Raw genomic sequence first — 12,250 nt, forward strand, 5'->3', positions numbered from 1 at the left:
TTTCAATTATTTACGTTTCCAAAATTTAATCTTTGAAAAAACTGTCTCTTCCTCTTCAATACCATAACCATAAGCTCGTTTATATGTCGAATATCCACCCTTTTCTGCTTTGATATCGTTTACAACCAAATACAAACTTTTCACTTTATTACCTTTTTCTAAATCATTAACTATACTAAGTTGAGATTTAAAGGTAAAGCCTTGCCGTACAACATATAGAGTTAGATCAACATATCTTTCAATCATTAAAGCATCTGTTACTAAACCAACAGGTGCACAATCCATAATGATGTAATCGAATTCATTTCTCAAATAGTTGATAAGTATTTCGAGTTTGCCATTTATAAGCAATTCAGCAGGATTAGGCGGTATTGGCCCCGATGAAATTAAAAAACAATTTTTATTAAAGCTTAATGGCTTAAGCAACTTTTTAAAATCATAAGAACTGTCTTCTGATATAGCGTAATTTGTAAAACCGTTTTCGATTGACAAACCAACACTTTCCGACAACTTAGGCTTCCTTAAGTCCATTTCCATAAAGACAACCTTTTTATTGGTGAGTGCCAACGCACTTCCAATATTGAGAGAAAGGAAAGACTTTCCTTCGCCACTCATACTCGAAGTAAACAATAAAACGTTCGATTTAGAACTTCCTAAAACAAACTGTAAATTTGTTCTTAAGCTTCTGAACTGTTCGGAAATAACAGATCTTGAATTTGTTCCGGTCACTAAACTTTGTTTGTCATTATTGTGTCCAATTTCGCCTAAAATTGGAATGTCAGTAACTCTCTCTATATCATTCTTCGAGTCAATCTTAACATTTAATAAGTTTTTTATGAATAAGTAGAGCGCCGGCAGGATTATTCCCAATAGCAATCCTAGTGTATAAATAATTACCTTTTTAGGCTTAAACGGTAAAAAGTCACTTTTGGCCATATCAACAATTCTTGAATTTGATATGGTTGAATTTCTTGAAATAGCAGTCTCTTCACGTTTTTGCAACAAAAACACAAAAAGTTCTTGTTTAAGATTCTGTTGTCGCGAGAAATCTAGATAGTTGCGTTCTTTTCCCGGTAGTTGTTTAAGCTGTCCAGTAAATCCGGTGTTTTGTTTTTGTAGCTCGGCTCTACCTACCTGCAAACTTTGCTTGTAGGATTGTATGTTGTTTAACAAGGTTAATCGCGCATTATTGATTTGCTTATCAAGATTTTGTACGACAGGATTTTCTTCTGTAAAAGACAGGGTTGCCCTATCCCTACTTAGCACTAAATCATTGTAGCTATTGATGGCTTGCCCAAATGACTGATCACTTGGATTTATCAAAGAACGGGGAATAATATTTTTATCTTTGGAATTATTTAAACGCCTTTCCAAGTCATTAATAATTGTTAGCTGCGTTTCTTGTTGTGCTAGTTTATCATAATATTCACTTGCGCTGCTAACCAGTACTTTCGACTGTTCACTTATATTGGCTATGTTGTTTTGTGATTTATACTGCTCAAACTGCTTTTCTATGTTATTAAGCTCTTTAGAAACCAACAGAATTCGGGAATCAATGAAGCTCATGGTACTGTCAGCGATTTGCTTTTCGTTTTGCACACTTGATTGCAGATAGATCTGCATAATCTTATTTAAGATCGCTTCTCCTTTAGCTGGGTTTGGATAGGTAATTGAAAGATCTATTGTGGTAGCTTGTTTGTCTGACAAAGCGGCTGTAAAACTTTGTGAGAAACTAATTACAGCGGCGTCTGATGATTCGATTGCTATTTGATACTTTCTTGCATGCTTAAACCCAGGTTTATACCGCAATTTTAAGTTATATTGTTTAAGGCTTATTATATCTCCGAACTTACCCTTCTGTTCTAAATTATCTTTCTTGTTTGAAAGAATAAAATTACTATCATCTAAAATCTCGACATCGTATTTCCTAAATTGTATAGTGTCGACTTTATTCGCAACGCTTAAAGTAAAAGGAGCTTCCTCATATATCTCTGTTGATTTTAAACCGTCGACCGAATAAGTTCTTAAATTTAACTGCATCGCATCTATAGTCTTTTCCATCAAAGTACGAGACTTTAAAATCTGCATTTCGTTATCAGCGCTACTTTTAGAGTTAAGTAAGGACCCGAAATCTCCTCCCAAAGATCCACTTACAGCACTTCCTGGACTACTTTTATCATCTTTTACCAGTATTTTACTAGTAACAAGCCAACTTGGTGAGGAGTAGTGAGCATAAACAATGGATAACGTTAAGCAGATTAGGATACATAAAACGAAGAATAACCAATTATCAATCAGCCTACCTACGATACTTTTGATATCAATGACATCTTCATCCGCACTTTTTATTTTTTTTCGTGCGCTTGCAGAATTAGAGTATGAATTTTGAGACATAAAAATTAATTGCTAGTAGCGCTTACAACAATTGCTACAATAGAAATTAGTAACCCTCCAAGTGTGGTAAGGATGGTAATATTCCGGTTTTGTATGGCATCGGATGATGCAATTTTAGATTTGCTTGGCTCAACGTATATGTAATCGTTTTGCCTTAGAAAAAAGTATGGCGAATTTAATACTTCACTCTTGCTTAAGTCAAGCCTAACAAGTTCACGTATGCCATTGTCACCTTGTCTAATTAATGCAACGTTTTCCCGTTTACCATAAACAGTTAAATCACCAGCTAACCCCAGTGCATCCAAGATATTTATCTTTTCATTAGAAACGACGTATGTACCTGGTTTCGTCACCTCACCTAAAATTGTTATTTTAAAATTAGCAAAACGCAGATTTACGGTTGGACTTTTGTAAAATTGGCTAGCTCTCTCCCGAACTACATCCCTTGCTTGTTCAGTAGTTAAACCCGCAAGTTTTATTTTGCCAATAACAGGCATTTCAATGTTGCCTTTGTTATCAACCAAGTAGCCAGCTATGGTTTGGCCGCCCGTGCTACCGGCTGACGTAGCGCCAATGGCCGCATTCTGGACGTTGCCTTGTGCTAACGTTTGAGTGGCAGTAGGATCAACTGTTTGAATATTAACCGACAAAATATCGTCTGCCTGAATTTTTGGCTCCGTATACTTAACATCCGCTAATCTTGTAATTGCAGTTGTATCTGATATATCTTTAAAATATTTAACGTTTTTTATAGAAGAGCATGATGAAACGATAACTGGCAGACATATAATATAACACCATTTAAAAAAAATCTTTTTATTTTTCAGAGGCACGGTAATAGCTTTTTAGGAAAATTAAATCTTCCAAAAATAGCATGTTTTTTTGAATAAACCGTAAAAAAATAAGGGGCGTTAAAACCCCTTATTTTTTTACGCCTGTTTTTTGACGTTAAATAGACTGGCTCTTTTTCAGTGCTGAACCTATCACCTGGTGCATATCATAGTACTTATATTCTGCCAAACGTCCGCCAAATACAATGTGACTATCAGCCTTCGCTAAAGCTTCGTACTTTTTATAAATTTCTGTGTTGTGAGCATCATTTATTGGATAGTACGGTTCTTTTTCGGTATTCCACTCTTCAGGATACTCTTTCGTGATGACCGTTTTGGACTGCGTGCCAAACTCAAAGTGCTTATGCTCTATTATGCGAGTGTAAGGTATGTGGCGTTCTGTATAATTTACCACAGCATTGCCTTGGTAATTGTCGGTATCCTTGGTTTGATGTTCAAACTTGAGGCTGCGATATTGCAATTGACCAAAGCGGTAATCATAAAATTCATCAATTTTTCCGGTAAAAACTATTTTGTCGGCTTGCGCATCCCATTCAGCCCGGTTAGCAAAATAATCAACATTTAGTTTTATGTCAATTCCCTCTAATAACCCTTCGGTCAGCTTATTGTAACCGCCAATAGGGATACCCTGGTATTTATCGTTAAAGTAATTATTATCGTAGGTAAAGCGTACCGGCAACCGTTTTATAATAAATGCGGGTAAGTCCTTAGCATCCCTGCCCCATTGCTTTTCGGTATAACCTTTTATAAGTTTGTAATAAATATCGGTACCTACTAACGATATAGCTTGCTCTTCGAGGTTTTGCGGGTTTGTAATGCCTGATTCGGCAATTTGAGCCTGAATGACTGCCTTAACTTCGTCGGGCGTTTTAACCTTCCATAATTGATAAAAGGTGTTCATATTGAACGGAAGATTGTACATCTCGTTCTCAAAAATAGCGAGCGGGCTATTAGTGTAACGGTTGAACTCTACGAAAGAGTTTACATAGTCCCAAATGGTCTTATCATTGGTGTGAAATATGTGAGCGCCATACTTATGGACATTAATGCCTTCCACGTTTTCGCAATAAATATTGCCCCCAGAATGATTACGTTTGTCGATAATCAGACAACGTTTTCCTTTTTTTTTAGCTTCATGGGCAAACACTGCCCCAAACAATCCAGATCCTACTATTAGATAATCGTATGGTTTGCTCATTAAGTATATTATTTTAATTGTTACAAATTTTTTAGTGAAACAGATACTTCACTTTGAGATTTAGCAAGAACCGTTAAAACTGTTGTAATAATTAAAAACCGACACGTAATGTTTTAAGGAATGGCAAAAATATTGTACAAATAAGAAATTTTGAGGGATAGCTTACAGCCTTCCAGAACTTGTGCTTGCTGGGAGGATACTTTTAATATCATATACAACGGCATGCTGATGACGTTTTAAAGCATTGATATCTAATGACAAAAGCTCTTTATGCGCAACAGCCAGAACAATAGCATCGTACTTGCCGCTTAGCTGGCTAAATTTATTAAAGGTCGTAATTCCATAATCACGCTTTACCTCTGCCGGGTCGGCCCATGGATCATATACTTCGCAATTGGTGTCATACTCTTGAAGTACCTTAACAATATCTACCACACGCGTATTGCGTACATCAGGGCAGTTCTCTTTAAACGTAAATCCCAACACCAATATACTAGCTTGTTTAACACCAATGTTATTCTTTATCATTAACTTGATCACCTCCTGGGCCACATAGGTTCCCATGCCGTCGTTAATGCGCCGGCCTGCTAAAATAATTTCAGGGTGATACCCTACCTCCTGCGCTTTTTGCGCTAAGTAATATGGGTCAACACCGGTACAGTGGCCTCCTACCAATCCGGGTTTAAAATTTAAAAAATTCCATTTGGTGCCAGCTGCTTCTAAAACGGCCTGTGTATCAATATTCAAAATGTTAAATATCTTGGCTATCTCATTCACAAAAGCAATGTTTATATCACGTTGTGAGTTTTCGATTACTTTGCAGGCTTCTGCAACTTTAATACTGGGTGCCTTATGTGTGCCCGCTTTAATGATGGACCTGTATAGTGCATCTACATAATCGGCCACTTCGGGGGTTGAACCTGAGGTTACTTTAACAATACTGGTTAAAGTGTGTACTTTATCGCCCGGATTTATACGCTCGGGTGAGTAACCTGCGTAAAAGTCCTGATTAAACGTTAAACCAGAAATTTGCTCTAAAATAGGAATACAAACTTCTTCAGTTAGGCCTGGGTATACGGTTGATTCGTAGATAACTACGTCTCCTTTCTTTAGTACCTTGCCAACGGTTTCGCTCGCCAACTTAATTAAGCCCAGGTCTGGCCTATTATGTCTGTCGGTTGGTGTCGGAACAGCTACAACATAGACGTTACATTTTTGAATATGCTCAGGCGTTGATGTTAGGGATAAACCAACGCCCGGGTTTACACCAGTAATAACGGTTTTTAGTTCTAAATCTGTAATCTCATGAGTCCGGTCGAACCCGGCGCTTAATTCTGCAATTCTGGATAGCGATTTATCGAACCCAAACACCGGATATTTTTTGGCAAATTCAACTGCAAGTGGCAGGCCAACGTAGCCTAAGCCAATTATTGCAATGCAGGTATTACTCAGATCAGGCATTGCATCGCTGTTGCCAAGTTTGTAATCAATCATTATTTTAGTAACGCAGTGAGTAGATAATTTGCAAATATAAATTTAATTTGATGACACTTATACCGGCATCGCTATGATGGCCGCAACAAGCTTAGCATTTGTGTAAAAATTAACTTTTAAAAAGAAGCACTTATATATTGTAAATTTTACCACCGCAATCGATTGCTAATTAACAATATGAGGTTAGTGTATTTTTTACATTAAAATTTATTTTATTTAAAGTAAGTAAATCCTACATTTAACCCCAACTTAACTTTAAAAAAGCCTATGAAATTAATTGCTGACGGCGGCTCAACTAAAACCAACTGGTGCTTGGTGAACGATGAAGGTAAAAAAGTATATTTCAATACAGAGGGTTACAACCCTTATTTTGTAAGTACTGAGTACATAATCGAATCATTAAACGCAAATCTGCCGTCTGACCTGCAAAAGGACATTCTAACCGAAGTGAATTATTACGGTGCCGGGTGTTCTACCGAAGAAAAACGTAAAGTAGTTCAGGGAGCTATGCAAAAAGTTTTTGTAAATGCTAAAGTAAATATTGGTCATGATTTGATGGCCGCTGCACGTGCATTGCTTGGCCACACAGAAGGATTTGCAGCAATATTAGGCACTGGCACGAACACATGTATTTATGACGGTAAAACTATCGCTCACAACATCGATTCGGGCGCCTATATTTTAGGAGACGAAGGCAGTGGATGTTATATTGGCAAAAAATTGCTGATTGACTATTTAAGAGGTTACATGCCTGAAGCTGTACGCAAAAACTTTTGGGATACCTATCATCTTACACCTGACGACGTTAACGAACAGGTGTACTCACAACCCCTTGCTAACCGCTTTTGTGCAGGCTTCAGCAAATTTGTTTATGATAACAATGTGCATTTGGAGTACACGCGCAATCTGGTAAAAACATCATTCGAAGATTTTTTCCGCAACTTGGTTACCCGCTATCCTAATTACCAAAACTATAGTTTTAACTGCATCGGATCAGTAGGCTATAATTTTAGGAACGTATTGGAAGAAGTAGTTACAGAGAACGGCATGAAGATGGGTAACATTATCCGTTCACCTATAGATAATTTGGTTAAGTTCCATCTTGAACTTGCTCCCAGCCAATTATAGTTTGCCGACAAGCATATAAAAAGAAAGCGCCGATTAAATCGGCGCTTTCTTTTTATTATTCGCTTATATGTCTACCCCTAACTCGTTTTGAAAAATTTTACTGTACTTGCGCCTGTCAAACTTGTATAGCTTTGCAGCCCGGAACGACACGTTTTTTTGCTTCTCATCCAACTCCTTTAAAAAACCGTAGCTTAACATCTTCTTTCTGAAATTACGCTTATCGAGTTTTTTATTCAAGATAGCCTCATACAATTGCTGCAATTGCGTTAAAGTAAATTTTTCGGGCAGTAGCTCATAGGCAATAGGCTGATAGCTCAACCGGCGACGCAGCTTATTAAAACCTGTTTTAAAAATTTCGGTATGGTCAAACGCCAGCTTGGGCAAATCGCTAACGGTATGCCATAGTGCTTTTCTGGCCAATTGGCCCGGCCTAAGTTCTTTTTGACTGTCAATCCTGATCAGTGCATAATAAGCTACCGTTATAATACGACCACGAGGGTGACGATTCACATCTCCAAATGTGTGGAATTGTTCCATGTGCAGGTTGTTCAGGCCGGTTAGCTCATGTAGTATGCGCTCAGCAGCTTCCTCAATTCCTTCATTATTTTGTACCAGGTTACCCGGAAGCGCTAACCAATCTTTAAACGGTTCGTCATTCCGCTCAATTAATAATATTTTCAATTCACCGGCTTCAAACCCAAATATCACGCAATCGATCGAGAATTCGGACTCAAATTTAACCAACTGTTCTTCCAAGGCCTTCAGTATTAAATAAATTAAAGCTTTAAGTTATAAAGGTAATTGTTATTCAGCTAAAATTAACTCGAATTTAGCAACTGCAACAATAATACATTTTTTAGATAATATGCAGACACGAGTGGCAAATTTTTAGTAAGCAAAAGGCAATTTAAACCGGTTATAAAACGTTGGTGTAATTTTTACACGAAACCTTGGCAGATATTAGGTTGATAAGCCACCAAAGTTATTATATTTGCGCGCCAAAGTGCTTCATTTACATGCTTGCAGTAATATACAGTGGATCTAATTATGCTGATTGGCGTTTAGCCGATAAAGGCCGAACGGTAGCCTCATTTAAAACTGGCAGTATAAACCCGTTTTTTAATGACGAAAAGCATATCCTGCAACTGCTGAATAAGAATATTAACCTTATACACCATGCCGAGCAGATTAAGCGCATTTACTTTTTTGGTGCTGGTGTGCTGAACAAGCCGCTTCAAGAGCTGGTTTATAACAGCTTTTCCGCATTTTTTAAATATGCACGCGTGGTTATTGAGCATGATATGCAAGGTGCTGCTATAGCCTGTTGCAAGAGCCAGCCCGGCATAGTATGTATCTGTGGCAGCGGCACCAACTCAGCTTGGTTCGACGGCAAGAAGATTAAACCCAACAATTACGGTTTAGGCTATATCCTGGCTGATGAGGGTTCGGGTAATTGGTTGGGTAAACAACTCATTAAAGCATACCTTAATGAAACTTTGCCCGAAAACTTGCGAAAAAAATTTATTAAGCGCTATGATGCAGACCGAAGGCTGCTTCTGGAAAAAGTTTATCATCAGCGGCAGCCGGCTTTATACCTAAGTTCAATGGCCGACTTCTTTGTAGATAATCAAACCGATAGTTATATTCAGAACGTCATTACCAGGGGCTTTGACCTCATGATAAACACGTATGTGCTACCTTTAAAAGAGCAATACCCGGATGCTGAGGTGCATTTTGCTGGATCGGTGGCTGCCGGTTTCAAAGCCCAGTTAGAACAAGCGGCGGCAAAAGCCGGCGTTCAAATTGCTTACATTTTAAAAGAACCTATAAACAATTTATTAAATTATTACGCTAATAAAAATTAGAAACACATGAAAATAGGAATTAACGGATTCGGCCGTATTGGTCGGTTAGCTTTTAGGGCCGCTATACAGAGAGCCGATATTGAGATAGTAGGAATCAATGACCTGGTTGAACCAGACTATATGGCTTATATGCTTAAGTATGACTCAACCCATGGTAGGTTTGACGGTACTATCGAAGTAAAAGATGGTAACCTGGTAGTAAATGGTCAAACCATTCGTGTAACTGCCGAAAAAGATCCGGCTAACTTGAAATGGAATGAAGTTGGCGCTGAAGTAATAATCGAATCAACTGGTTTATTCTTAACTCAGGAATCAGCTCAGAAACACCTTGATGCTGGCGCTAAAAAAGTGGTGATGTCAGCTCCGGCAAAAGACGATACGCCTACTTTCGTTATGGGTGTTAACCACAAAGAGCTTAAAGCTGAGCAAAACATCGTATCAAACGCATCATGTACTACAAACTGTCTGGCTCCAATTGCCAAGGTATTAAATGATAAGTTTGGTATCGAAGAAGGCCTGATGAGCACGATCCATGCGGTTACTGCTACTCAGAAAACAGTTGACGGCCCGTCTGCAAAAGACTGGAGAGGCGGCCGTGGCGCTTATCAAAACATCATCCCTTCATCAACTGGTGCTGCTAAAGCAGTATCATTGGTTATTCCTGCCCTTAAAGGCAAATTAACCGGTATGTCTTTCCGTGTGCCAGTGGCCGACGTATCTGTAGTTGATTTAACCGTACGTTTAAGAGAAAACACTTCTTATGATGACATTAAAGCTGCCATGAAAGAAGCTTCTGAAGGCGAATTAAAAGGCATTTTAGGTTATACTGAAGATGAAGTAGTATCCGAAGACTTTAAAGGCGATGCACGCACATCAATTTTTGATGCTAAAGCCGGTATTGCACTGAACGGAAACTTTGTTAAAGTAGTATCATGGTACGATAACGAGTGGGGTTATTCAAACAAATTGATTGACCTAGTTCAAGAACTTGGTAAATTATAATTGTGCATATAAAGCAAAAAAAGCCAGGCAAATCGCCTGGCTTTTTTTGCTTTATAAATTATAAAATACCTGATTATCCGCTTCAAGCACACTCAAGTCAGGCATCTCATTAAATATCCCAAATACTGAAGCTCCACTCCCACTCATACTGGCGTATAGTGCTCCGGCATTGTATAATGCTTCTTTAATCAGCCTGATGACCGGGTAGGCCTCAAATATGTGCTTTTCAAAATCGTTTGTTATGGTGTGCTTCCATTCATTGATAGGTTGCTGAATCAACTCTCTCACTGACACTTGAGGTGCCGCCGGTTTAATTCCACCGTAGGCCTCGGCCGTAGATACATGTACTGATGGCATAACTAATACTATATGGTATGCTGATAAGTCCAGTTTTACCGGTTCAAAACGGTCGCCCTTCTCTAAAGCATAAACGGGTTTGTTTTTTATGAAAAAAGCACAGTCGGCACCAAGCTGCCGTACATAGTTCATCATATCATCTTCGTTCAAGCTTAAATTAAAAGTTTCATTCATCAACTTAAGAAAAAAAGCGGCATCAGCTGAGCCACCACCCAAACCGGCGCCAATAGGTATATGCTTATGCAAATGGATGCTTACCGGTGGTATGTCAAAATCGCGCTTTATTAAATGGTAGGCTTTAAGGCATAGGTTGCCGCTACTATTTCCTGGAATAGGAATGCCCGATGACTGAAAATTAAGCTCCTTGCTCTCAATCACTTCCAGCGCATCCTTTATCATCAGTGGATAAAAAACTGTTTCTAAGTTATGGTATCCATCCGGACGGCGCTCAGTAATATGAAGCCCTATGTTAATTTTAGCGTTTGGGAATACGATCATGAATGTTGATATACGGTTGAATTTTGCACATTAGTAGGAAAGCCAAAATAGATTAATTTTCTTTGTAACCGCAAGCGTTTAAACATTGTTGTTTTTGCGCGGCTTTTTAAATTATGAAACAATATCTCGACTTGATGCGCCATGTGCTGGAGAATGGCGCTCAAAAGCACGACCGTACCGGAACAGGCACCATCAGCGTTTTTGGGTACCAAATGCGCTTTAATTTAAAGGATGGCTTTCCGTTGGTAACTACAAAAAAGCTGCACCTTAAATCTATTATACACGAGCTTATTTGGTTTTTAAGTGGCGATACTAACATTAAATATTTAAAAGAGAACGGCGTACGCATTTGGGACGAGTGGGCCGACGCCGAAGGCAACCTTGGCCCAGTTTATGGCTACCAGTGGCGCTCATGGCCTACGCCCGATGGCCGGCACATTGACCAGATAAGCCAGGTGGTAAAAACACTGAAAACTAATCCAGATTCGCGCCGCATTATGGTATCGGCATGGAACGTGGCCGATGTTGACCATATGGCGCTTCCACCCTGCCATAGCTTGTTTCAATTTTATGTAGAGCCAGCCGACACCAAAAAAGGTGAAATACGGGGCAAATTGTCTTGCCAGCTGTACCAGCGCAGTGCCGATATATTTTTAGGAGTACCGTTTAACATTGCTTCGTACGCCTTGCTTACTATGATGGTAGCCCAGGTTTGTGACCTGGATTACGGCGACTTTATACATACGTTTGGCGATGCCCATATCTATAATAACCACTTGGAGCAGGTTAACCTGCAGCTTAGCCGCGAACCCAGACCATTACCTACTATGCACATCAATCCTGATGTAAAGGACATCTTTGACTTTAAATTTGAAGATTTTACGTTAGAAAATTATAATCCCTGGCCGCATATTAAAGGTGCAGTAGCCGTATAAAACCATTTATGAAACCTAAAATAATTATCACGGTTGCAATATCAGAGAACAACGCCATTGGAAAGAACAATCAGTTGCTTTGGCATTTGCCTAATGATTTGAAACACTTTAAGGACATTACAAGCGGGCATACAGTAATTATGGGGCGCAAAACGTTTGATTCGGTTGGTAAACCATTGCCCAAGCGCCGTAATATTGTGATTACCCGCCAAAATATTGAAATTCCGGGATGTGAGGTTGTTAATTCTTTAGATGCAGCTATAGGGTTAGGCGCTAATGAACCCGAGCTGCATATTGTTGGCGGTGCCGAAATTTATAAACAGGCTATGCCTATAACAGATATATTAAATTTAACTATTGTGCATCAAGTGTTTGAGGCCGATACATTTTTTCCGGAAATAAATATGACTGAATGGGAAGAAGTAGGTCGGGCAGATTATCAAGCCGATGAAAAAAATGCGCTTCCTTACTCCTTCATCACCTTAAAGCGGCGCTAACAACACAGCCATTTATTTTGTTTTAATTAAA

At 38.8% G+C, this 12,250-nt stretch carries 11 protein-coding genes; 5 read left to right on the top strand and 6 right to left on the bottom strand.

Annotated elements, in window-relative coordinates; all coding sequences use genetic code 11:
• Positions 1–6: 6 nt before the first annotated feature.
• From ABDD95_RS11720 to ABDD95_RS11735, 4 genes are all read right to left on the bottom strand, one after another.
• Positions 7–2,394: a polysaccharide biosynthesis tyrosine autokinase gene (locus ABDD95_RS11720; protein WP_345952078.1), complete on the bottom strand. Its 2,388-nt coding sequence runs from the start codon at positions 2,392–2,394 to the stop codon at positions 7–9.
• A 5-nt stretch (positions 2,395–2,399) separates the two neighbouring features.
• Positions 2,400–3,227, bottom strand: a complete 828-nt coding sequence (locus ABDD95_RS11725; RefSeq protein ID WP_345952079.1) for a polysaccharide biosynthesis/export family protein — start codon at positions 3,225–3,227, stop codon at positions 2,400–2,402.
• A 115-nt stretch (positions 3,228–3,342) separates the two neighbouring features.
• On the bottom strand, positions 3,343–4,443 hold the full coding sequence (gene glf, locus ABDD95_RS11730) for a UDP-galactopyranose mutase (RefSeq protein ID WP_345947513.1): 1,101 nt from the start codon (positions 4,441–4,443) through the stop codon (positions 3,343–3,345).
• A 162-nt stretch (positions 4,444–4,605) separates the two neighbouring features.
• Positions 4,606–5,937, bottom strand: a complete 1,332-nt coding sequence (locus ABDD95_RS11735; protein WP_345947514.1) for a nucleotide sugar dehydrogenase — start codon at positions 5,935–5,937, stop codon at positions 4,606–4,608.
• A gap of 267 nt (positions 5,938–6,204) precedes the next feature.
• On the opposite strand from ABDD95_RS11735, the gene ABDD95_RS11740 reads away from it, so the two are divergent.
• Positions 6,205–7,065, top strand: a complete 861-nt coding sequence (locus ABDD95_RS11740) for an N-acetylglucosamine kinase (RefSeq protein WP_345947515.1) — start codon at positions 6,205–6,207, stop codon at positions 7,063–7,065.
• A 63-nt stretch (positions 7,066–7,128) separates the two neighbouring features.
• Here the strand turns inward: ABDD95_RS11740 and ABDD95_RS11745 are convergent, their stop codons facing one another.
• Complete coding sequence (locus ABDD95_RS11745; RefSeq protein ID WP_345947516.1) at positions 7,129–7,821, bottom strand: NUDIX domain-containing protein; 693 nt, start codon at positions 7,819–7,821, stop codon at positions 7,129–7,131.
• A 260-nt stretch (positions 7,822–8,081) separates the two neighbouring features.
• On the opposite strand from ABDD95_RS11745, the gene ABDD95_RS11750 reads away from it, so the two are divergent.
• Both ABDD95_RS11750 and gap read left to right on the top strand, forming a co-directional pair.
• Entirely contained in the window at positions 8,082–8,930 is an 849-nt protein-coding gene (locus tag ABDD95_RS11750) for a hypothetical protein (protein ID WP_345947517.1), read from the top strand.
• Between the two features lie 6 nt (positions 8,931–8,936).
• Positions 8,937–9,932: a type I glyceraldehyde-3-phosphate dehydrogenase gene (gene gap, locus ABDD95_RS11755; protein ID WP_345947518.1), complete on the top strand. Its 996-nt coding sequence runs from the start codon at positions 8,937–8,939 to the stop codon at positions 9,930–9,932.
• A 51-nt stretch (positions 9,933–9,983) separates the two neighbouring features.
• On the opposite strand, the gene ispE is transcribed toward gap, so the two are convergent.
• A complete protein-coding gene (gene ispE / locus ABDD95_RS11760; RefSeq protein ID WP_345947519.1) occupies positions 9,984–10,787 on the bottom strand; it encodes a 4-(cytidine 5'-diphospho)-2-C-methyl-D-erythritol kinase in 804 nt (267 codons plus the stop codon).
• 113 nt (positions 10,788–10,900) lie between these two features.
• On the opposite strand from ispE, the gene ABDD95_RS11765 reads away from it, so the two are divergent.
• Together ABDD95_RS11765 and ABDD95_RS11770 are read left to right on the top strand one after the other, a co-directional pair.
• Positions 10,901–11,722: a thymidylate synthase gene (locus tag ABDD95_RS11765; RefSeq protein ID WP_345947520.1), complete on the top strand. Its 822-nt coding sequence runs from the start codon at positions 10,901–10,903 to the stop codon at positions 11,720–11,722.
• A gap of 8 nt (positions 11,723–11,730) precedes the next feature.
• The gene (locus ABDD95_RS11770; RefSeq protein ID WP_345947521.1) at positions 11,731–12,219 is read left to right on the top strand and encodes a dihydrofolate reductase; all 489 of its coding nucleotides are present in this window, start codon (positions 11,731–11,733) and stop codon (positions 12,217–12,219) included.
• The last annotated feature ends 31 nt before the right edge of the window (positions 12,220–12,250 follow it).

This window comes from Mucilaginibacter sp. PAMB04274 (genome assembly GCF_039634385.2).
Classification (GTDB): Bacteria; Bacteroidota; Bacteroidia; order Sphingobacteriales; family Sphingobacteriaceae; genus Mucilaginibacter.

Coding starts and splice junctions, on each gene's coding strand:
- ABDD95_RS11720 (WP_345952078.1), bottom strand. CDS start 2,394: ATGTCTCAAAATTCATACTCTAATTCTGCAAGCGCACGAAAAAAAATA.
- glf (WP_345947513.1), bottom strand. CDS start 4,443: ATGAGCAAACCATACGATTATCTAATAGTAGGATCTGGATTGTTTGGG.
- ABDD95_RS11735 (WP_345947514.1), bottom strand. CDS start 5,937: ATGATTGATTACAAACTTGGCAACAGCGATGCAATGCCTGATCTGAGT.
- ABDD95_RS11740 (WP_345947515.1), top strand. CDS start 6,205: ATGAAATTAATTGCTGACGGCGGCTCAACTAAAACCAACTGGTGCTTG.
- ABDD95_RS11750 (WP_345947517.1), top strand. CDS start 8,082: ATGCTTGCAGTAATATACAGTGGATCTAATTATGCTGATTGGCGTTTA.
- gap (WP_345947518.1), top strand. CDS start 8,937: ATGAAAATAGGAATTAACGGATTCGGCCGTATTGGTCGGTTAGCTTTT.
- ispE (WP_345947519.1), bottom strand. CDS start 10,787: ATGATCGTATTCCCAAACGCTAAAATTAACATAGGGCTTCATATTACT.
- ABDD95_RS11765 (WP_345947520.1), top strand. CDS start 10,901: ATGAAACAATATCTCGACTTGATGCGCCATGTGCTGGAGAATGGCGCT.
- ABDD95_RS11770 (WP_345947521.1), top strand. CDS start 11,731: ATGAAACCTAAAATAATTATCACGGTTGCAATATCAGAGAACAACGCC.